This window comes from Haloferax sp. Atlit-4N, assembly GCF_003383025.1.
Classification (GTDB): domain Archaea; phylum Halobacteriota; class Halobacteria; order Halobacteriales; family Haloferacaceae; genus Haloferax; species Haloferax gibbonsii.
This window is the reverse complement of the sequence record NZ_PSYY01000001.1, coordinates 665,546-685,198: the sequence shown is the minus strand read 5'-3', so window position 1 is coordinate 685,198 and position 19,653 is coordinate 665,546. Positions and strand designations below refer to the sequence as shown.

The following is a 19,653-nucleotide window of genomic DNA, read 5'->3' as shown; positions in this document are numbered from 1 at the left end:
AAATAAGGGGACGCCACAACGGACCGACGCTAATGCGCCGGTTCGAGCGAAAACAAAACGTCTTCACCAACAAGGACGCCCTCGGGGAGTCCTACAAGCCCGAGCGCATCGAGGAGCGCGACGACGAGATTTCGGAGTACATGGACGCGCTCCAACCGGTCGTCGACGGCTGGGAGCCGAACAACGTCTTCCTGTACGGAAACACCGGCGTGGGGAAGACCGCGGTCACCGAGTTCCTCCTCGAGATGCTCCTCGAAGACGTCTCGCAGTACGACGACGTCGACCTCAGCGTCATCTCCATCAACTGCAAGACCCTCAACTCCTCGTACCAGGTGGCGGTCGAACTCGTCAACGAGCTTCGGCCACCGGGCGCGGAGATTAGCTCGACCGGCTACCCCCAACAGACCGTCTTCAAGAAGCTGTTTCAGGAGTTGGACGACGTGGGCGGAACGGTTCTCATCGTCCTCGACGAGGTGGACTCCATCGGCGACCGCGACGAACTCCTCTACGAACTCCCGCGGGCGCGCTCGAACGGCAAGCTCGAAGACGCCAAGGTCGGCCTCATCGGCATCTCGAACGACTTCAAGTTCCACGACCAACTCGACCCGCGCGTGCAGGACACCCTCTGCGAGCGCGAACTGCACTTCCCGCCGTACCAAGCGCCCGAACTGCAGAACATCCTCGAATCGCGGGCTGAGGTCGCCATCGCCGAGGACGCCTGCGAGGAGGGCGTGCTCAACCTCTGTGCGGCGCTCGCCGCCCGCGACAGCGGGAGCGCGAGACAGGCGCTCGACCTGCTCCGACTGGCCGGCGAACACGCCGAGAACAAAGACGACGAGCGAATCACGCTCGACCACGTCGACATCGCCCGGCAGAAACTCGAACAGGAGCGCGTCGTCGAGGGGATGCGCGAACTCACCGAAAACGGTCACTTCGCGCTCCTCGCGGTCGTCTCGAAGGCCGCCCACGACGAGACGCCGTGTCGGATGCGCGACCTCTATCAGGAGTACCTCCGGCTGTGCAACTCCGCCGGCATCGACCCGCTCGCCCAGCGGTCGGTCCACAACCACCTCTCTGACCTCCGGATGCTCGGCATCCTCTCGGCCGAGGAGAACCGCACCGGCTCGCGCGGGAACTACTACAGCTACGCGCTCGACGTCCCCTTCGCCAGCGCGATGGAAGCGCTCTCGGACGTGCTCGCTCTCGACTCCGTCCTCGACGAGATTCGGAAGACTGCGAAACAGGCCGAGGCAGTCTGAACCCCACCGGACGCCGCGGCCTCCCGAGACCTTTTTCTGAGGCGTGCTGTTCTGAGACGCGACACGCCATTCTCAGACGGTGGTAGTTTCTTAGTGTGCCAGTGAGACGTGAGTAGCATGACGAATCTCTCGCCACGACTCTCTACGGGTATCTCCGGACTCGATACAGTGCTGGACGGTGGGCTACTGCCGAACCGGACGTACATGGTCCGTGGAGCGTCCGGGGCGGGAAAGACCATCGTCGGCTACCACTTCCTGTCCACCGGGGTCGAACGCGGCGAAGACGTGCTTTTCATCTCCTTCGAGGAGTCCGCGGCCGACCTCCGAGCGAACGCCGAGACGCTCGGGTTCGACCTCGCCGCGGTGCCGATTCTCGACCTGAGCCCGTCGCCCGAGGCGTTCCTCGACGACGAGGCGTACACGATGCTGTCGCCGAGCGAGGTCGAAGGGAAATCGACGACGGCCGAACTGAAAGCGGCAATCGAGGAACGCGAACCCGACAGGGTGGTCATCGACCCGCTGAGCCAACTCGGCCGGCTCTCGTCGGACAAGCACCAGTTCCGTCGACTCGTCTCGTCGCTCCTGAGCTACCTCAAGCAGTCGGGGATGACGACGATGTTCACGAGCCAGCCGTCGAGCGACGACACCGACGAGACGCTCGCGTACCTCTGTGACGGGTCGCTGTCGCTCCTGCGGTCCGAGGAGGGACGGTCGGTTCGCGTCGAGAAGTTCCGCGGGTCGGACTCCCAGACGGGGCCGCACGCCATGCGAATCGACGGCGACCACGGCATACGCGTCTTCCCGCGGCTCGTCCCCGGGTCGCACCACCGCGAGTTCGCCATCGAACCGCTCTCGTCCGGCATCGACGACCTCGACACCCTGCTCGGTGGCGGCATCGAGCGCGGGAGCATCACGCTCATCAGCGGCCCGAGCGGCGTCGGGAAATCGACCACCGGAGCCGCGTTCGCGCGGGCGACCGCCGACCGCGGCGAGCGCGCCGCGGTCTACCTCTTCGAAGAGAGCAAATCGAGCTTCCGGCACCGCTCCAAGTCCATCGGCATCCCGATAGACGACCTCGTCGAGTCGGGGAACCTCCGGGTCGACGCCGTCGAACCGCTCTCGATTTCGACCGACGAGTTCGCCCACCGAGTCCGCGCCGAGGTCGAGGCGAACGGCACGGAGTTCGTGATGATAGACGGCACGGCCGGCTACCAACTCAGCCTCACCGACGAGCGAAGCGACATCCGCCGCGAACTCCACGCGCTGGCGCGGTACCTCAAGAACATGGGCGTCACCGTCGTGCTGACCGAGGAGGTACAGCAGGTCACCGGCGCGTTCTACGCCTCCGACAACCACGTGAGCTACCTCGCGGACAACATCCTGTTCATCCGGTACATCGAGGTGCGCGGCGAGATTCGCAAGGCCATCGGCGTCCTGAAAAAGCGGTTCGGTTCCTTCGAGCCGACGCTCTGGTCGTTCGAAATCGGGAGGGACGGCATCGTCGTCGGCGAGCCGCTGGACGAACTCCGAGGCATCCTCACGGGGACGCCGACGTGGAACGAGGATGAGTGACCGTGAGCGAAGACGCGTCGCGGAACGACACACGTTCCGCCGGAGACGCGTCCGGGGACGAACGGATACTCCTCGCGGTCCGCGGCGCTCGCGACCGCGAGCTACTGGCTGAACTCCTCGACGCGTACGAGGTCATCGTCTGGGAACGCGGCCGCGAAGGCGAAGACAGAGGTGCAGGCGAAGGCGAAGACGGAGACGAAGGTGCAGGCGAAGACCCGCTCCCGGAGTTCGACCTCTGTATCGTCGACATGGCGACGTACTCGGCCGTCGCCGACGCGCTCGCCGAGCGCAAAGCCGACGCCGGTGACCGGTTCGTGCCGGTGTTGTTGACGGTCGCCCAAGACGAACAGGCCGTCGCCGCGCGACGACTCGACGACGTTCCCGACGACGTGCTCGCGGTGCCCGCACCGAAGGCGGTCATCCGGTCGCGGGTCGAATCGCTCCTCCAGACCCGGCGGCAGTCGCTCCAACTCGCGTTGTACCGCCGCGCGATGGACAGCGCGACCGTCGGCATCACCATCACCGAGGCCGACGACGACCAGCCGCTCACGTACATCAACGACGCTTTCGAAGAGATGACCGGGTACGACCGCTCGGAGGTACTCGGTCGGAACTGTCGGTTTCTGCAGGGCGAAGAGACCGACTCCGAGCCGGTCGAGAAACTCCACGAGGCAATCGAAGCCGGCGAGAGCGTCGCCGTCAGTCTCACGAACTACCAGAAGGACGGGACGCCCTTCTGGAACGAACTGAAGATATCGCCGGTGTACGAGGACGGCGAGCTCACCCACTTCGTCGGGTTCCAGACCGACGCGACCGTCCGCCACGCGCTCAAGAACCAACTCGTCCACGAGACCCAAACGCTCAAACAGCTCTTCGAGACGAGTCCGGTCGGCATCGCGGTCCTCAACGACGACGGGATTATCGTGCGCGCCAACGAGGCGGCCCAGGAGGTCCTCGGTCTACGGCGGTCAGTCGTGCTCGGACAGTCGTACGACGCCCCCGAATGGGACCTCGTCGACGCACGCGGGGAGCCGCTCGACCACGAGGACCTCCCCTTCGACCGAGTGAGAAAGACCGGCGACACGGTCACGAACTTCGAACACGGCATCGAGGTCGGCGACGAGCGGCGGTGGCTCGTCGTCAACGTCGCCCCCCTGAACGGCGGCGATGGAGAGCGCGTCGGTGCGATTGCCGCCATCGAAGACGTGACAGCACAGAAGCAACAGGAGCGCGAGCGCGAGCGATTGCTCGATCTGTTCGACCAAAGCCAGAAAATCGCCTCGGTTGGCGCGTGGGAGGTCGACGCACAAAACGGGTCTGTCCTGTTTACCAGTGGACTCGCGGAGCTGATCGGTGTCGATCCCGGGGACGACTACGACCTCTCGGACGCGTTTTCGTTCTACCACCCCGAAGACGAACCCAGAGTCCGCGCGGCCTTCGAGCGGCTCGTTGAAACCGGCGAAGAACAATCTCTCGAGTGCCGACTGGAGACGACCGACGGCGAGACGCGCTGGGTGAACGTCCGCGGTGTCGCGACCCAGGACATCGACGCCCCCGTCTACCGGGGGACCGTCCAAGACATCACCGAGCGGAAAGCCCGCTCCCGGGAGCTAGAGCGCTACGAGCGAATCGTCGAGACGACCGCCGACCCGATTTACACGCTGGACGACAACCTCCGGTTCGTCCTCGCGAACAGCGCGACCGCCGACCTGCTGGGCCGCGACCCCGACGACCTCGTCGGCGAACACGTCTCGGCGGTGTTCGGCGAACGCCACTCGCAAGCGCTCTTGGAGGCCATCGCGTCGCTCCTCGCGGGCGATAGCGCCGAGGAGACCATCGAGACGGTCGTCGCCGGCCAAACCGGTTCCGAGCGGCAGTTTCAGACGACTATCGCGGCGAAGTCTTCCGAAGACGAGTTCGACGGTATCGTCTGTATCGGCCGCGACGTGACCGACCTCCACGAACACGAGCGTCGGCTGTCCGTCCTCGACCGCGTCATCCGACACAACCTCCGGAACAAAATGAACATCGCGCAGGCGCATGCGACGATGCTACTCGAAGGCACCGACGACGAGGACACGCGCGAATCGGCAGCGGCCATCGAGCGGGCGACGAGCGAACTCCTCTCGCTCGCCGAGACGGCCCGGAAGTTCAGTTCCGCGCTCGACCCCGACGTGACCGAGCGAGTGCAACCGCAGAACGTCGCTGACTGCGTCCGCAACGTGGTCGAAGGCGCTCGGATCAGCTACCCTGCGGCGACCATCACCGTCGACGCGCCGGAGAGCGCGCACGCGTGGGCGCACTCGACGTTCGAACTCGCGGTGAACGAACTCGTCGACAACGCCGTCGTCTACGGCGGCGACGAGGTCGAAATCGAACTCTCTGTCGCCGACGACGACGGTCCGGAACAGGTGGTCGTCCGCGTCGCCGACAACGGGCCGGGACTCCCACCGCTCGAACGCGAATCGATTATGACCGGGCGGGAGTCACCGCTCCAGCACACGAACGGGCTCGGTCTCTGGTTCGTCCGCTGGGCGGTGACGAACAGCAACGGCTCGATGGATATCGTGGACAACCAACCGAACGGGACGGTCATCGAGCTTCGACTGCCGAGAGCCTAACGCCGAGGCTTCGCTCGGCGGAGTCAGGCGACGGCGGAGACGGCCGTACCGACCGTCGTCGCCCCGAGCATCACGCCGAGTCCGAACCCGAGAATCCGGGCCATCGCCCGCCGAGCGTCCGCTTCCGTCCACCCCGTTCCGGTGTCGAGGTGCGTCTGCATCGACTCGATACCGCGGCCGAGCGCGACCGCCCCGGACCAGCCGAGGAGGCCGAACCCGAACGCGAGCGAGCCGAGCGCGAACGTCGTCTCGACGCTCCCCGCGAAATCACCGACGACCAACGTGGCGACCAGCCAGACGGCGGCGACGAGCGCGCCCGCGAGGGCCGCGGTGCCGACGAGGCGAAGGCGAACGGCCGCCCGTTCAAGCGCGGGGGGCGCGTCCGCGTCCGCCGGCTCCGGTGGCGCTGACACGGTCGGTCAGTCGACCGCTTCGCGCATCCGCGGGTCGAGCGCGTCGCGCATGCCGTCGCCGAGGAGGTTGAACCCCAGCACGGTGAGCGCGAGGAAGAACCCGGGGAAGAACGACCACCACCAGACGCCCGTGAGCAGGCCCTGACTCACGCCGTTCGAGAGCATGAGCCCCCACGAGGGCGTGCCGGCCTCGGCACCGAAGCCGAGGAACGACAGCGCCGCGAGGTCGATGATGGCCAGCCCGAAGTTGAGCGTGCTCTGGACCGTGATGGGCGCGAGGCAGTTCGGCAGAACGTGCCGAATCAGCACCCGCGGGTCGGCCGCGCCGAGCGCGACCGTCGCGTCGATGTACTCGTTTTCGAGCACGGTCAACGCGGCCCCGCGGACGACCCGGGCGAACCGCGGCGTGTAGACGAGCGTCAAGGCGGCGACCGCCCGCCACAGCCCGAGTTCGTCGGGGAAGATGGCGACGAGCGCCAGCGCCAACAGCAGCGACGGGAACGCGAGCAGCACGTCCATCGTCCGCATGATGACGTTGTCGGTCACGTCGCTGTAGTAGGCCGCGACGATGCCGAGGCCGACGCCGAGGACGGTCGAGGCGGCGACCGTGACGGTGCCGAACAGCATCGCGTACCACGCGCCGTAGGCAACCCGCGGCAGGAGACTACGGGCCTGTCCGTCGGTGCCGAACGGGAAGTCGAGACTCGGCGCGGCGCGGTTCGGGTTCGTCCCGAGCTGCGACTGCGTGATGACCTCGAGGTCCAAGAACAGCCGCGCGTACAGCGCGGCGACCACCATCGCGACGATGATGGCGATGCCGGCGAGCGCGAGGCGGTTCGACAGCAGTCGGGAGACGAACGGCGACGCAGTCAAGCGGTCGATGAGCCCGCGCTGGTTGACGTCCGCCGCCGTCTCGTTCGTGGTCGTGGTTTCCGTGCTCACTGTTCGATCCTCGGGTCAAGGACGGAGTAGGTGATGTCGACGCCGAGGTTGACCAGCGTGAACAGGAACGCGAAGGTCAGGACCGTCCCCTGAACGATGGGGTAGTCGCCGACCTTGATGGCCTCGACCAGAAGCGTCCCGATGCCGCCGATGGCGAACACCGTCTCCGTGAGTACTGCGCCGCCGAGCAGGCCACCGAACTGGATGCCGATGACCGTGATGACGGGAATCATCGCGTTGCGGAAGCCGTGTTTCAGGACCGTTATCTTCGCGCCTTGGCCCTTCGCGCGGGCGGTCCGCATGTAGTCCTGCCGGATGACCTCCAGCATCGACGAACGCATCATCCGGGAGATGAGCGCCATCGAGTAAACCCCGATGACCGACGCCGGGAGAATCATGTGGCGGACCGCGGAGACGAACATCTCCCAGTTGCCCGCGATGAGGGTGTCGACCGTGACGAGCCCCGTCACCCGGATGGCCTCGACGTTGTAGAGGACCGAGATGCGGCCGCTCGTCGGGAGCCACCCGAGCACCTGCGCGAACAGCAAGATGAGAAGCGGGCCGCTCCAGAAGATGGGCACGCTGATGCCGGCGAGCGCGCCGATGCGGGTCAGGTGGTCCGTGATGCTGTCCTGCTTGACGGCGCTCAGGATGCCGAGCGGGATGCCCAGCGAGATACCGATGAGCTGGCCGTAGATGGCGAGTTCGAGCGTGACCGGCAGCTTGTTGGCGAGCACCTCGCGGACCGCGGTGTTCCGCTGGATGATGAACGACTCGCCGAACTGGAACTGCGCGGCATCGACGAGGAACCGCCCGTACTGCACCCAGATGGGGTCGTTCAGGCCGAGGCTCTCTTCGATCTGCCGGACGAACTCCTCGCTGGCGCGCTCGCCCGCGATGGTGAGCGCCGGGTCACCCGGCGAGAGGTGCAGAATGGAAAAGACGAGCGACGCCACTCCCACCAGCACGGGGACGAGCAACAGCAGCCGCTTGAGTACGAATCGTGTGGAAATCATGAAAGTCGAGGGCGCGGTCAGTGCCTCAGTTCAGGCTGACCAGGTTGAGGTACGGACCGCTGATGGCGGCGATCTGGAACCCGCTGACGCGGTTGGAGACGCCGCGAAGCTCGTCCGCGTAGTCGAGGTAGACCCACGGGGCTTCGTCGTGTGCGATCTGGTTCGCCTCGTTGTACAGCGACTCGCGCTCGGCCTCGTCGTAGGTGCTCTGGCCCTGTTCGACGAGGTCCATGTAGTCGCGGTTCGCCCACGCCGAGCGGTTACTGGTGTTGTAGCCTTCGGCGTCGAAGCTGACCCAGTCCTGTCCCTCCGTGAGTTCGCCTTCCTCTACCTGCGGGTGCAGGAGGACGTACATGAAGTTGTCCGGGTCGGCGTTGTCGGTGTACCAGCCGAGGAAACACGCGTCGTGGCGGCCCTGGGCGGTGTATTCGAGGAACGGCCCGAACGACTGCTGGTTGATGTCGACCTCGATGCCGATTTCGCCGAGGTTGGACGCGACGGTCTCTGCGGTCTGAATCGGCGACGGGTTGTAGCCGCGGGGGTTCTGGAACGTCGCCAGTTCGAACGAGAAGCCGTCACCGTAGCCGGCCTCTTCGAGGAGGCGCTGGGCCTCCTCGGGGTCGTACGGGTACGGGTCGATGTCGTCGTTGTGACCGAGGACGTTCGGCGGGAGCGGCTGGCTCGCCTGCGTCGCGAAGCCCGAGTAAATCTCGTTGACGATGGCTTCGGTGTTGATAGCGTGGCTGACGGCCTGCCGGACGCGGCGGTCGCGGAACTCCTCGCGGCTCGCCATGTTGAACGCCATGTAGCCGATGTTGATACCCTCGGTGCGGACGAGGTTCGCGTTGCTGGCGTTTTCGACCTGGACGGACGACTGCGCGCCGAGTCCGTCGATGATGTCGAGTTCGCCCGACGCGAGCGACTGAGCGCGCGTCGAGTTCTGTCCGATGGTGACGAAGACGACCTCGTCCACGTTCGGCCCCTCGCCCCAGTACTCGGCGTTGGCTTCGAGGCGGATGCGCTCGTTCGCGTCGTCGAGGTTGCTCAGCTGGAACGGGCCCGTGCCGACGGGGTTCGAACTGAGGTCCGTGCCGTACTCCTCGATTGCGGCGAGAGAGTGCACCGACGCCGCGAACATCGCCAGGTTACGCAGGAACGGCGCGTACGACTGGGTCAGCTGAATCGTCATCGAGTAGTCGCCGTCGACCTGAATCTCGTCGATCCACGAGCCGAGGGTGAACGGCCCGTACGCCGAGACGTAGTCGTCGCCGGCGTAGTACTCGTAGTCGCTGTCGACGAAGCGGCGATACGTCGCCACGAAGTCCTCCGCCGTGAACTCCTCGCCGTTGTGGAACATCACGCCCTCGCGGAGCGTGATGGAGGCCGACTGGCCCTCCAGGGAGTACTCGGTGGCGAGCCCCTGCGTCAGCGTGGACTGGCCCGGCTCGAAGTTGATGAGCGTGTCGTAGAGCTGTTCGGTCACCTTCGCGACCTCGCCGCTCGTGCTGTTCTGGAAGTCGAGCGTCGGCGAGTGGCTGCCGCGACCGTAGCGGAGGACCGACGTCGACCCGCCGTCTTCGGTCTCCGTCTCGGTCTGGTCCGTCTCGCCCTCACCGGTCGTCTCACCGGATTCGGTGGTGGTGTCCTCACCGCCGCCGCCGGAACAGCCCGCGAGTCCGGCCGTCGCTGCAGCAGCTCCTGCGGCCGTCAGGAACCGACGCCGCGAAACATCATTGCCATCTTGTGACATACGTGTACCTATCAATGACTCCCTATAAAAATAACGAAGCGCTGAAGCGAGGAACGAGAGACACCGTCGACCTGTTCCGGTAAAAATACGAGACAATCAAAAAACGTCGAATAGGTGACGAGAGGCCGTATAGGCCCCGACGCGCCGCCTATTCGTCTACGAGGTGACACGCCGCGGGGTGCGCTTGCTCGCCCAGTTCGGGCGCGTCGCGCTCGCAGACGCTCTCGAATCGCTCGCGGAGAATCTCGCTCGCCTCGTCCCAGTCGTCGGCGACGACGCGTTCGAGCGCGCGGTCGACGACGCCCCGGAGTTCGGGCGACAGCGTGTGTGACAGGTGCGACTCGCGGAGTTCGTCCACGACGGCGTCCGCGCCGGCGGTGCCGCCGTCGGCGCTCACCGTCGCTTCGGCGCTCGGGTCGCCCGCGTCCAGCGCCGCGTCGCGGGCGGTCTCGACGTCCAGCGACTCGCGCTCGACGCGCTGGCGGAGGTCCATCACCTCGCGGTAGGCCGCCTGCTCGATGTCGAGGTCCGCGGGCGGGATGACCTGCGGGCACCGCGTCCGGAAGTGACAGCCCGACGGCGGGTTGATGGGGCTCGGCACGTCGCCTTCGAGGATGATGCGGTCGTCGGTCTCGGCGGCCGGGTCGGGCTCCGGAATCGCCGACAGCAACGCCTGCGTGTAGGGGTGCCGCGGGTCGTCGAACAGCTCGTCGGTCGCCGCGACCTCCACGATTTCGCCGAGGTACATCACGGCGACGCGGTCGGAGATGTGGCGAACCACAGAGAGGTCGTGGGCGATAAAGAGGTACGTCAGCCCGAAGCGCTCCTGGAGGTCTTCGAGCAGGTTGAGAATCTGCGCCTGCACGGACACGTCGAGCGCCGACACCGGCTCGTCGGCGACGATGAAGTCGGGGTCGACCGCGAGCGCGCGGGCGATGCCGACGCGCTGGCGCTGGCCGCCCGAGAGTTCGTGCGGGTAGCGGTCGTACTGGCCGACTTCGAGGCCGACCGCGTCGAGCAGTTGGTGGACCCGGCGACGCCGGCGCTCGCTGGTCGAGTCGCCCGGCGTGACGCGGACGGTGACGCCCGAGACGACGTCACCCTCGCGCTCGACTTCGACCTCGGCGCGGAGCCGCTCTTCGACGGCCACGTCGACCTCGCCGTCGGCGACCGTGACGGTCACGGTGGCCGTTGCGACGCCGTTCGAGGAGCCGACGATGGCGTCGATCTCGTCGCTCGCGGTGACCGAGACGCGCTCGGCGTCGATGCCGGTCACGGTGACGTCGGCCTCGCCGCGCACGTCCGGGTCGGACACGGGGAGGTCGTGGACGTCGAGCGGCTCGCGGATGGTCTGGCCGACGGTCATCCGCGGGTCCAGCGACGACAGCGGGTCCTGGAAGATCATCTGCATGTCGCGGCGCATCGCGCGGAGTTCGTCGCTGTCGAGCCCGGAGAGGTCCGTCCCCGAGAAGACGACGCGCCCGCCGGTCGGCGGCGTCAGGTGCAGGAGGCTCCGCCCGGCGGTGGACTTCCCGCAGCCGGACTCGCCGACCAAGCCGAGCGTCTCGCCCTCGTAGACCGTGAAGTCGATGCCGTCGACCGCCTTCACGCTCCGGTCGTCCGCCCCGAGGAAGCGGTCGAGGAGGCCGTCGGCCTGCTCGTAGTACTTCTGCATGCCGTCGACTTCGAGCAGCGGCGTGTCGGAGGGCTCGGTACCCGTCGACGATTCGATGGCGTCGCCGCCGTACTCGTCGGTGTCGAAGTCGTCGAGGATGCACTTCGAGCGGTGGTCCACGGCGTCGTCGCCGTGTTGCTTGTACGGTATCTCGCCCGAGGTACACTCCGGCTGGGCCCACGGACACCGGGGCGCGAAGTGGCACCCTTCGGGCATGTCGATGAGGTCCGGCACGTTGCCCTCGATGGGCGTCAGGCGCTCTTTTTCCTCGCTCGGGAGCGATTCGAGGAGCGTGTACGTGTAGGGGTGCGAGGGGTTGTGGAAGATTTCCTCGACCGGCCCCTCCTCGACGATTTCACCGGCGTACATGACCGCGACCCGGTCGCACGTCTCGGCGACGACGCCGAGGTCGTGGGTGATCATGAGCACCGACATGCCGAGGTCCTCCTGCAGGTCGTCGATGAGGTCGAGAATCTGCGCTTGAATGGTCACGTCGAGCGCGGTCGTCGGCTCGTCGGCGACGAGCACGCGCGGCTGACAGGCGAGCGCGATGGCGATGAGAACGCGCTGGCGCATCCCGCCGGAGAACTCGTGGGGGTACTCGTCGACCCGCGCGCCGGGTTCGGGGATGCCGACCGATTCGAGCACGTCGATGGTCCGCTCGACGACTTCGTCGTCGATGTCGCGGCTGATGCGGGGGAGCAGTTCGCGGACCGCGTTGAACCACGAGTCCTTGCGGCGACCGCCGTACTGGTGGAGTCGGAGGCTCTCTGCGACCTGCTCGCCGACCGTCAGCGAGGGGTTCAGCGAGGTCATCGGGTCCTGGAAGATCATCCCGAGTTCGCGCCCGCGGACGGCCCGCAGCGCCTCCTCGGGGGCGTCGACGAGGTTGACGACGTCGCCGTCGACGAAGGCGGGGTTGGTGTACTCCTCGCGGAACTCCTCGGCGAGTCGGGCGCTCTCGAGTTCGACCGACCCGGAGACGATTTCGCCGGGGTCGTCGACGAGTCCCATCGCCGACAACGCCGTCACACTCTTTCCGGACCCGGATTCGCCGACCAGTCCGACCGTCTCGCCCTCGCCGACCGTGAGGTCGAGGCCGTCGACGGCCTTGACCCGACCCCGGCCGGTCGAGAACTGGGTTCGAAGGTCCGAAAGAGAGAGTAGATTCCTCATTGACTGGGAATGACCTGCATGGCGTGAAATACCTTTTCAATTTTTGCCAATTGATACGTGGGAAACATAATGCTGAATCGCCTGCGGTCGCCCGCGTGACGCGCGAAAGCGCGCGACGGCGGCGGGAGAAGCCAAAGTTTAGGTAGCGGACTCCGACACCATGCCGCATGGAAGAACATCCGCTCTCGGACGAGTCGGGCACGTGGGAGACGGTGGTCGAAGAGTGCGAGGCGCTCGCCGACGACTATCGGGAGCGAGACTGGACGGTCGTCGTCGCCCTGCCGGGGGACGTGGTCCCGGTCCCCGGAGCGGGCGACGAAATCGTCGACCACGTCGGCCTCGACGTGGTCGTCGGCGACGACGTCTATCCCGACCTCGAAGCCGCCGTCACGGGCGCGACGTTCGACGAGTACGAGGCGTTCCGCGCGGTCACCGGCGGCCTCGTCTACCTCGCGCTCGTCGTCCGCGCCACCGACGACGAAGTCGCCGTCTGCCTCCCCTTGTACTACCGCCTCGCGGAGTCCGAACGCATGTTCTCGCTCCTCGACGCCGGCGAGACGATGCGGACGAAGGTCCACCCGCTGGACCCCGACAAGGGCGTCGAGTTCGTCCACGAGGACCCCGACCCGCTCCTCCCGCCGGACTGGGACGCCGATTTGTCGGACGAGTTCGCCTAGTCGTCGCGTCGCCGACCGTCGAAGACGCTTTTTTTCCGCTGCGGAACTTGTTCTCCGTCAGGCCCGCGGCGCGATATTCTGATTCACCCGGAACAGGTTCTCCGGGTCGTACTGGCGTTTCAGTTCGACCAACCGGTCGTAGTTGTCCCCGAAGGCGGCGCGAACGCGCTCGTTCCCCTCGCGGCTGAGGAAGTTCACGGAGACGCCGTCGGAGAGGTGCGGAGCCATCGCCGCGAAGAACTCCCGCGTCCACGCGACGTGTTCGTCGTCCTCGTCGGCGTCGGTCCATCGGGTGAAGATGTTGAACGAGTAGCCAGCGTCGCGGTGGGCATACGCGGACGCGTCCGAATCGAGACGCGAAATCGCGCCACCCAGATGCTCGATGACGATCGACGTGTACGGCGACGTCACCGAGTTCGCGTAGTCGACGAGCGTCTCGATGGCCCCGTCGGACAGCCCGGCCTCGCTAACGAACTGTGATTTCCAGTAGTTCCGGTACCCCGGCGGGTACACGTCGTCAAAGAGTCCCTGGAACTCCGTGTACTGGCGCGGTCGAACCAGGTCGACCGTCGGCTCTTGGAACTCTCGTAGTGGCCGAATCACACGCTCCCCGTCTTCGAGAGCGCCTGCGTAGCACAGGTAGGCGGTGACGACTCGTTCCCCACGGACGTCCGCCGGGACGAACGACGCGGACGGCGCGGTCCTGACCGAGGCGTAACAGCAGAGTTCGTCGGGGGCCGATGCCGTGAACTCCCGGTGGAACCGCAGGAGGTCGCCGGCGACCTCGAACGGGTAGACGAGCACCCCCGCGAGGACCATCGGCCCGACCTCGTGAAGGCGAAACTCGAAGGCGGTCACGACGCCGAAGTTGCCGCCGCCACCGCGGATTCCCCAAAAGAGGTCCTCGTGTTCGTCTTCGCTCGCGTGGCGTACCTCGCCATCGGCCGTAACGACCTCGACCGACCGGAGGGAGTCGATAGTGAGCCCATAGGAACGACTGAGCCATCCCCACCCGCCGCCGAGAGTCAACCCGGCGAGGCCCGTCTCCGAGATAATTCCGGCCGGCGCGCCGAGGCCGTGGACCTGCGTCGCCCGGTCGAACTCCCCGACGGTGACACCCGGTTCGACGCGGGCGGTGTTGGTCTCGACATCGAGTCGTATCTCCGTCATCGACGAGCAGTCGATCAGCAGCCCACCGTCACAGACGCCGTGTCCGGCGACGTTGTGGCCCCCGCCTTGGACCGCGACTGCCAGCCCGTACTGGCGAGCGAATGTGACGGCAGCGACGACGTCGTTCGTGTCCGCTGGCCGGACGACGACGGCGGGATACCGGTCGATCATCGCGTTCCATACCGTGCGGGCCTCCTCGTAGCCGTCCGCTTCCGGACCGAGTGCATCGCCGCGGAGACGAGCGTCGAGGTCGCGGATAGTGGCGTCGTCCACCGCTGGGTAAGACCGGTCCATAACGTATCTTCAGACGTTGTCCGTCGGAATAGGCATTCCTCAGCGAAACAGGAAGTAGTTCAAGACGTACTGACGAGTGGCGAGGTCCACCTCGCCCGCTCGCCGTCAGTCTCGGTCGATTCGGGGTCGATGCGTCCTCTCGTCCGGAGGAGTGCGTTCAGTTCGGACGGGCTGAACGTGAGCGCCTCGCAGACGACACACGCCTCGGGGGCCGTCGGCGACGCGGTCGCGTGGACGACGCCGCAGTGCTGGCACACGTGCAGGTGGTTTCTGTCTCCCATATGCACGCTCACAGAGGCGCTCGGACCACGTGATGATTCTTCCTGCTAAAATCACAGGGGGTGTGTGGGTTTCACCTAGTGAGCACCCACCCACACGCACAGGGGTCCTGAAGGTCACGACGCCCCGAAATCTCCGGGTGTCGCGCCTGTTCTCCCGTCACAACGCGAACAGCTATGCGCACAGCGTGCTAGATTATACCATGGACGAGGCGCTCGACGATATCAGGTACCTCGCGGACTCGCAGCACCGTCCGGTGGTGATTCGGATGCTCGCCGAGGGCCGGTGCTCCAGGGCGGCGCTTCGGGAGGTGACCGGTGCCTCGTCGGCCACCATCGGCCGCATCGTACAGGCGTTCGAAGAGCGTGGCTGGCTCGTCCGCGACGGCTCTCACTACTCGTTGACGCCGCTCGGCAGGTTCGTCGCAGCGTCGTTCGCGCGATTTCACGGTGACATGGCGGTCGCACGCGAGTTGAACGAACTCCTCCCGTACGTACCGCTCGAGGAGATTGGCGTCAGCGTCGAGCAGCTGACCGACGCGACCGTCACGCACGCAACGCAGTACAATCCGTTCGCCGTGGTCTCTCGCGTGCGGGAACTCGAACGAATCTCCGAGACCGCGCGTAGTCTCACCGACTTCTTCCCCGACCCGTGCATCGAGGGTCGATACAGGTCGATCGTCCACGGCACACAGACGTTCGAAGCGGTGTTCGCCCCGGTCGTCTTCGAGTCCGCCATGGACTCGGCGTTTCTCGACGAGTTCGAAGCCATCGTCGCCTCGGACCGTACTGACATTTACGTGTACGATGGCGAGATTTCGCATCCCGTGATGGTCCACGATGGGGTCGGCTGTCTCGTCGTGCGGAACGACGTAGACGTCTCGATCGGCATGATCGAATCGGACGACGACGTGTTCCTCGAGTGGGTGACGGACGTGTTCGAGACCTATCGGGCCGATGCGACCCTGTTGACCGCTGAAGACCTCGCGGCACCGCTCGAAGACGTGCTCGCCGAGGTCTGTGGCTGAGAGACGCGAACGAACGCTTCGAACAGCAGTCTCGACTGTCCTGCGGAGAAACGCGAGCCTCAGCCGAGGATTTCACCTAGTGAGCACTACGCAGCAAGAATCATGACAACACTTCGCACCGAACGTTCGGATGAAGAACTATGGAAATCGTCTTCGCCACGTTCGAATCCGAGCTAGAGCACGATGCCATCGAAGAGACCATGCGCCAGCGGGCGAAGCAGTTCCGAGCGGTGGACGGACTCGTACAGAAGTACTTCGTTCACGACCGAGAGCGCGACCGGTACGGCGCGTGTTTCATCTTCGATTCGGAGGAGTCCCGCGACGCGTACTTCGCGTCGGACCTCAGCGCCGGCGTCGGAGCGGCGTACGCCGTGAAGGGCGAGCCAGCGGTCACGAACGCCCACCTGTTGTTCCCACTCCGCGAGACCGAAGGGCTACCAGAAACCGCGTGAGCAACCACCCAGCGCTGCGCAACACAGGTCGTATAGGCCGTACACGCTACTCCCAGAAGGACTGAATCCGCTCGCTCAGCTCCGACAGCACACGTGAAATGACATCGCGCCAGTCTCCCGCAAACGCCGTGTCCTCACCAGGCGTCGCCGCGTCCGGCGGCGGGTGGAAATGCTCGCGGTCGTTGTGGCTGTTCGGGTGTCTGTCCCACCGACATTCCCACGACCCTCCGTCACGATACTGCTCGAGATAGTGTGCGCTGAAATCGTCCGTCACAAACCACCGAACACGAAGAGATGCACGCGCGACGGCCGCCGGAAAATATCTGGTGTCAAAATCAGCCACGAGGGCGTTCGGTGCGTATGATGGTCGATATTCGACGGTTGAGAACCGAGCGCTTCCACGCAACCGCCGACCAATCCGCTCCAACACATCGCTGTCGATACCGCCGGTACCGTTCGGCTCGTCCTCACGCATTGATGCTCCCAGCACGCCCGCCCGACAACTCATCGCGCCGCGCCGCATCTAACAAGGCTGCACGCTCCTCCAGCGTCTTCCACGTAGACACGGCCTCCCAACGCTCTTCGACAGACTCCTCGTGGCGCTCGTCTGCCAAGGAGACCTCATCAGGCGATGCGACGCCAAACCGTTCCCGGTACGCCTCGGCCGCATCGACCGTCTCTTTGAGCCGCTCGACAATCTCGATCTCCGAGTACTGCTGGCGGATTCGCTCGACTCTGCGCCACCGCAGATACGAATCGTTCCGCTCGTACCGAACCGGTCGCCCAGACAGTTCACGAACGATTCCCATCTCGGTAAACCACGCTAAGTAGTCCCGTGCGGTCTCCGTATCACAGTCTGCACGCTCAGCGATCACCGACACTTTCGTCGGTTCGCGCACCTGCAGGACGACATCCAGCAGACGCTCTCTCGTCGGCCCACCCTTCAGCAGTTCCCCTGGGGATTCCCACGAATCGAACGCAGGCGGTTCTTCGCCCGTGTCCGACATCTCATCGGGCGTATCAGTCGTGTCCATACACGTAGTAACGCCCTTCGCGGTGATATATCTACTGCGAACAGAATTATTTCAGGAACTTCGCAGTTGGTGTGGGAGAGCGTGCACGCAACACTCCGGATGAAAAACGCCTGAAAACCGAACCTATCCCCAAGCTCCGCGTCTATTCCTCGCGCTCCTCGTCGTCCGCCTCGCTAACCGAAATCTCCGTCTCGTGTTCCCGGTCGGCCGCCCGCTGTAACTCCTCGGCACGGAGTTCGGCGCGGGTGTAGGCGTCGTACACCGCGTAGAGCCACACGGCAGGCGCGAGGAGGAAGCCGATGAAGACCATCACCGAGACAGAGGCGACGATAAAGCCGACCGCGAAGACGAGGCCGCGTTCGAGTTCGCGGTTGTACAGCTGTCCGAGGCCGGGGAAAATCGCCGACAACACCGCCGCGACGAAGGGGTTGCCGCCTTCGAGGAGGTCGTCGAGCGCCGAGTCGATCGACGACTTCGGCGGGTCGCGCTGGCGAACCCCGCATTCGGGGCAGATTTCGGCGCGCGCGTCGATGACCGCGCCGCAGTCGCGGCAGAACGCCTCGTCGGGGCCGCGGTCGCGAGTCGAGTCGTCCGCGGAGGTCGATGACATACCTGCCATCTGTCGGCGGGGGACGTTAGTCCTGTGGCGGTCGGGCGTGGGAGCGACCCACCGCCATCTCCGAGGTACTCACCGACGCAGACGCCACCCTCACACACAGTACAAAAACGGCTTCATGAGCGCGACGCGGTCGCCGTCTTCGAGCAGCGTGTCGAAGCCGTCGAGGTTCTCGTTGAACACGCCGTTGACGAGGACACGAGCGTAGGGGCGCGTCTGCTCCCCTTCGGGGTTCTTCCGCCACGTGCCCGGGGGTTGTTCCACCCGCGCCCATCCCCGCGTCGTCGCGTCCGCCTCGCGCTCCGCGATGACGAGGTCACGCACGTCGTAGGCTTCGAAGAACGCGTCGAGGAACGCCCGGAGCGTCTCGCCCGCGAAGGTGAACTCGACCTGATGCGTGCCCGCGGCCGACCTGACGTGTCCGGTCAGGTTGACCTCGACCGTCGTCGTCACCGTCTCGGCCGTCTCCGACGCCGCATCTGTCGCTCCCATCTCTCTCCGTTCCGCCCGCTCGGCAGTCCGTGTCTCCATGCGCTCCGATACGCACCGAATCCGGATGAGCGAGGCCCCGAACACGTTCGGACGCGCCGCAGACCAGACCAGATCAGACCAGACTAGACTACTGCGCCGAACTGTTGTCTGGCTCACAACTAATCCGCTCGCGCCACGACACGAAGGCGCAATGCGAATCGTCCCACCCCGCCTGTACAGTGCAGTCGTCCATAGCTCAGTATTCCTCGGCGCGTCGACCATCGCCGAGGTGTTCGTCGCGTCCGCGCTCGCCGGAATCGCGCCGAACGCCGCCCTCGTCGTCGGCTTTCTCATCACCGTCGGCGTGTACAACTTCGACAAACTCGCCGACCTCGACGCCGACGCCGAGAACTACGCGGAGCGGACCGCCTTCGTGGCGTCCCACCCGCGGGTGTACGCCGCGTGCTCGGTGGTCGCCGTCGCCGTCGCGATCTGGCTCGCCGTCCGGCACGGCGGCGTCTACGCCCTCGGGCTGACGCTGTTTCCGGGCGTCGTCGCGGCGTTCTACAGCGTCCCGCTCGTCCCGCTGTCGTCTGTCGACCGACTCAAGGACGTCTTTCTCGTCAACACCGCGACGGTGTCGCTCGCGTGGGCGGTCCCCGTCGCGTTCATCCCGCTCGCGGTCGCCGCGACGGCACCCGAGTACGCCGCCGGCGCGGCCGGCGCGGCCGTCGCGGCGCTGTGGTTCTTCTTCCGCTCGGCCATCTCGGTCGAAGTCCACAACGTCCGTGACGTGACGGGCGACGCCCGGAACGGCGTCGAGACCCTGCCGACGGTCGTCGGCGTCCGCCGCACGCAACTGGGCCTCTACGGACTGGAACTCGTCTCGCTCGGACTCGTCTGGGCGGCGTCGTGGGTCGGCGTCGTCCCCGCGTGGGCTCCGGTCGCGCTCCTTCCGTCGGTCGCCTATTCGACGTGGATTACCCACGCGCTCACCGGGTCGTCCCGGTCGGTCGAGCGGCTCTGTACGCTCCGTGACGGCGAGGGCGTACTGATGGCCGTCGGCGTCGCGGTCGTCGCTTCGGTTGCCGGTCCCGCCGGTGCGTTCGTGTGATACACACCGAGCCGAGAGCCCGTTCGGAGTGACGCCGACGTAGCTGTCGACCCGAGGCGGCCACCCCGAATTCTCGAATACCCTTTTGTCACTCG

The 19,653-nt window shown here is 65.9% G+C and carries 18 protein-coding genes; 7 read left to right on the top strand and 11 right to left on the bottom strand.

Features of this window, described 5'->3' with window-relative positions; genetic code table 11:
* Positions 1–32 precede the first annotated feature (32 nt).
* The 3 genes from C5C07_RS03595 (at position 33) to C5C07_RS03585 (ending at position 5,452) form a co-directional block, all read left to right on the top strand.
* Positions 33–1,259, top strand: a complete 1,227-nt coding sequence (locus C5C07_RS03595) for an orc1/cdc6 family replication initiation protein (protein ID WP_004972987.1) — start codon at positions 33–35, stop codon at positions 1,257–1,259.
* Between the two features lie 117 nt (positions 1,260–1,376).
* Positions 1,377–2,831 (top strand): ATPase domain-containing protein, encoded by a 1,455-nt coding sequence (locus C5C07_RS03590; protein WP_115804570.1) that lies wholly within the window; start codon positions 1,377–1,379, stop codon positions 2,829–2,831.
* Positions 2,828–5,452, top strand: coding sequence for a PAS domain S-box protein (locus C5C07_RS03585; protein ID WP_115804569.1), 2,625 nt, complete (start codon positions 2,828–2,830; stop codon positions 5,450–5,452). The genes C5C07_RS03590 and C5C07_RS03585 overlap by 4 nt, the downstream gene beginning before the upstream one ends.
* 23 nt (positions 5,453–5,475) lie before the next feature.
* On the opposite strand, the gene C5C07_RS03580 is transcribed toward C5C07_RS03585, so the two are convergent.
* The 5 genes from C5C07_RS03580 to C5C07_RS03560 all read right to left on the bottom strand — a co-directional run bounded on the left by C5C07_RS03580 (position 5,476) and on the right by C5C07_RS03560 (position 12,424).
* Positions 5,476–5,865 carry a hypothetical protein gene (locus C5C07_RS03580; RefSeq protein WP_050458688.1) on the bottom strand — a complete coding sequence of 130 codons (390 nt, stop codon included), beginning with the start codon at positions 5,863–5,865 and terminating at the stop codon, positions 5,476–5,478.
* A gap of 6 nt (positions 5,866–5,871) precedes the next feature.
* A complete protein-coding gene (locus C5C07_RS03575) occupies positions 5,872–6,807 on the bottom strand; it encodes an ABC transporter permease (RefSeq protein ID WP_008091946.1) in 936 nt (311 codons plus the stop codon).
* A complete protein-coding gene (locus C5C07_RS03570; RefSeq protein ID WP_008091945.1) occupies positions 6,804–7,823 on the bottom strand; it encodes an ABC transporter permease in 1,020 nt (339 codons plus the stop codon). Before C5C07_RS03570 ends, C5C07_RS03575 begins: the two co-directional genes overlap by 4 nt.
* Before the next feature lie 25 nt (positions 7,824–7,848).
* The gene (locus C5C07_RS03565; RefSeq protein WP_115804568.1) at positions 7,849–9,573 is read right to left on the bottom strand and encodes an ABC transporter substrate-binding protein; all 1,725 of its coding nucleotides are present in this window, start codon (positions 9,571–9,573) and stop codon (positions 7,849–7,851) included.
* Positions 9,574–9,721: 148 nt separating this feature from the next.
* Positions 9,722–12,424 carry an ABC transporter ATP-binding protein gene (locus tag C5C07_RS03560; protein WP_115804567.1) on the bottom strand — a complete coding sequence of 901 codons (2,703 nt, stop codon included), beginning with the start codon at positions 12,422–12,424 and terminating at the stop codon, positions 9,722–9,724.
* A 167-nt stretch (positions 12,425–12,591) separates the two neighbouring features.
* Here C5C07_RS03560 and C5C07_RS03555 point away from each other — a divergent pair, with 167 nt between their 5' ends.
* A complete protein-coding gene (locus tag C5C07_RS03555; RefSeq protein WP_115804566.1) occupies positions 12,592–13,101 on the top strand; it encodes a hypothetical protein in 510 nt (169 codons plus the stop codon).
* Positions 13,102–13,158: 57 nt separating this feature from the next.
* On the opposite strand, the gene C5C07_RS03550 is transcribed toward C5C07_RS03555, so the two are convergent.
* Both C5C07_RS03550 and C5C07_RS03545 read right to left on the bottom strand, forming a co-directional pair.
* Positions 13,159–14,565 (bottom strand): FAD-binding oxidoreductase, encoded by a 1,407-nt coding sequence (locus tag C5C07_RS03550; protein ID WP_115804565.1) that lies wholly within the window; start codon positions 14,563–14,565, stop codon positions 13,159–13,161.
* Positions 14,566–14,624: 59 nt separating this feature from the next.
* Positions 14,625–14,846: a hypothetical protein gene (locus tag C5C07_RS03545; protein ID WP_004973012.1), complete on the bottom strand. Its 222-nt coding sequence runs from the start codon at positions 14,844–14,846 to the stop codon at positions 14,625–14,627.
* 200 nt (positions 14,847–15,046) lie between these two features.
* Between C5C07_RS03545 and C5C07_RS03540 the strand changes: the two genes are divergently transcribed.
* Positions 15,047–15,871 (top strand): winged helix-turn-helix domain-containing protein, encoded by an 825-nt coding sequence (locus tag C5C07_RS03540; RefSeq protein ID WP_115804564.1) that lies wholly within the window; start codon positions 15,047–15,049, stop codon positions 15,869–15,871.
* Positions 15,872–16,011: 140 nt separating this feature from the next.
* Complete coding sequence (locus C5C07_RS03535) at positions 16,012–16,323, top strand: YdhR family protein (protein ID WP_004973017.1); 312 nt, start codon at positions 16,012–16,014, stop codon at positions 16,321–16,323.
* Positions 16,324–16,369: 46 nt separating this feature from the next.
* Here the strand turns inward: C5C07_RS03535 and C5C07_RS03530 are convergent, their stop codons facing one another.
* The 4 genes from C5C07_RS03530 to C5C07_RS03515 form a co-directional block, all read right to left on the bottom strand.
* On the bottom strand, positions 16,370–16,798 hold the full coding sequence (locus tag C5C07_RS03530) for a hypothetical protein (protein WP_115804563.1): 429 nt from the start codon (positions 16,796–16,798) through the stop codon (positions 16,370–16,372).
* Positions 16,791–17,357 (bottom strand): hypothetical protein, encoded by a 567-nt coding sequence (locus C5C07_RS03525; RefSeq protein ID WP_004973018.1) that lies wholly within the window; start codon positions 17,355–17,357, stop codon positions 16,791–16,793. The genes C5C07_RS03530 and C5C07_RS03525 overlap by 8 nt, the downstream gene beginning before the upstream one ends.
* A 142-nt stretch (positions 17,358–17,499) precedes the next feature.
* The gene (locus tag C5C07_RS03520) at positions 17,500–17,967 is read right to left on the bottom strand and encodes a zinc ribbon domain-containing protein (RefSeq protein ID WP_004973020.1); all 468 of its coding nucleotides are present in this window, start codon (positions 17,965–17,967) and stop codon (positions 17,500–17,502) included.
* Between the two features lie 99 nt (positions 17,968–18,066).
* A complete protein-coding gene (locus C5C07_RS03515) occupies positions 18,067–18,465 on the bottom strand; it encodes a MoaD/ThiS family protein (RefSeq protein WP_199522719.1) in 399 nt (132 codons plus the stop codon).
* 190 nt (positions 18,466–18,655) lie between these two features.
* Here C5C07_RS03515 and C5C07_RS03510 point away from each other — a divergent pair, with 190 nt between their 5' ends.
* On the top strand, positions 18,656–19,558 hold the full coding sequence (locus C5C07_RS03510) for a UbiA family prenyltransferase (protein WP_004973023.1): 903 nt from the start codon (positions 18,656–18,658) through the stop codon (positions 19,556–19,558).
* Positions 19,559–19,653 lie beyond the last annotated feature (95 nt).

Excerpts from the sequence above, each read along its gene's own strand:
- C5C07_RS03540 (WP_115804564.1), top strand. The coding sequence starts at position 15,047 with ATGGACGAGGCGCTCGACGATATCAGGTACCTCGCGGACTCGCAGCAC.
- C5C07_RS03520 (WP_004973020.1), bottom strand. The coding sequence starts at position 17,967 with ATGTCATCGACCTCCGCGGACGACTCGACTCGCGACCGCGGCCCCGAC.
- C5C07_RS03555 (WP_115804566.1), top strand. The coding sequence starts at position 12,592 with ATGGAAGAACATCCGCTCTCGGACGAGTCGGGCACGTGGGAGACGGTG.
- C5C07_RS03560 (WP_115804567.1), bottom strand. The coding sequence starts at position 12,424 with ATGAGGAATCTACTCTCTCTTTCGGACCTTCGAACCCAGTTCTCGACC.
- C5C07_RS03595 (WP_004972987.1), top strand. The coding sequence starts at position 33 with ATGCGCCGGTTCGAGCGAAAACAAAACGTCTTCACCAACAAGGACGCC.
- C5C07_RS03525 (WP_004973018.1), bottom strand. The coding sequence starts at position 17,357 with ATGGACACGACTGATACGCCCGATGAGATGTCGGACACGGGCGAAGAA.
- C5C07_RS03510 (WP_004973023.1), top strand. The coding sequence starts at position 18,656 with ATGCGAATCGTCCCACCCCGCCTGTACAGTGCAGTCGTCCATAGCTCA.
- C5C07_RS03515 (WP_199522719.1), bottom strand. The coding sequence starts at position 18,465 with ATGGGAGCGACAGATGCGGCGTCGGAGACGGCCGAGACGGTGACGACG.
- C5C07_RS03545 (WP_004973012.1), bottom strand. The coding sequence starts at position 14,846 with ATGGGAGACAGAAACCACCTGCACGTGTGCCAGCACTGCGGCGTCGTC.
- C5C07_RS03570 (WP_008091945.1), bottom strand. The coding sequence starts at position 7,823 with ATGATTTCCACACGATTCGTACTCAAGCGGCTGCTGTTGCTCGTCCCC.
- C5C07_RS03550 (WP_115804565.1), bottom strand. The coding sequence starts at position 14,565 with ATGGACCGGTCTTACCCAGCGGTGGACGACGCCACTATCCGCGACCTC.
- C5C07_RS03535 (WP_004973017.1), top strand. The coding sequence starts at position 16,012 with ATGGAAATCGTCTTCGCCACGTTCGAATCCGAGCTAGAGCACGATGCC.
- C5C07_RS03565 (WP_115804568.1), bottom strand. The coding sequence starts at position 9,573 with ATGTCACAAGATGGCAATGATGTTTCGCGGCGTCGGTTCCTGACGGCC.
- C5C07_RS03530 (WP_115804563.1), bottom strand. The coding sequence starts at position 16,798 with ATGCGTGAGGACGAGCCGAACGGTACCGGCGGTATCGACAGCGATGTG.
- C5C07_RS03590 (WP_115804570.1), top strand. The coding sequence starts at position 1,377 with ATGACGAATCTCTCGCCACGACTCTCTACGGGTATCTCCGGACTCGAT.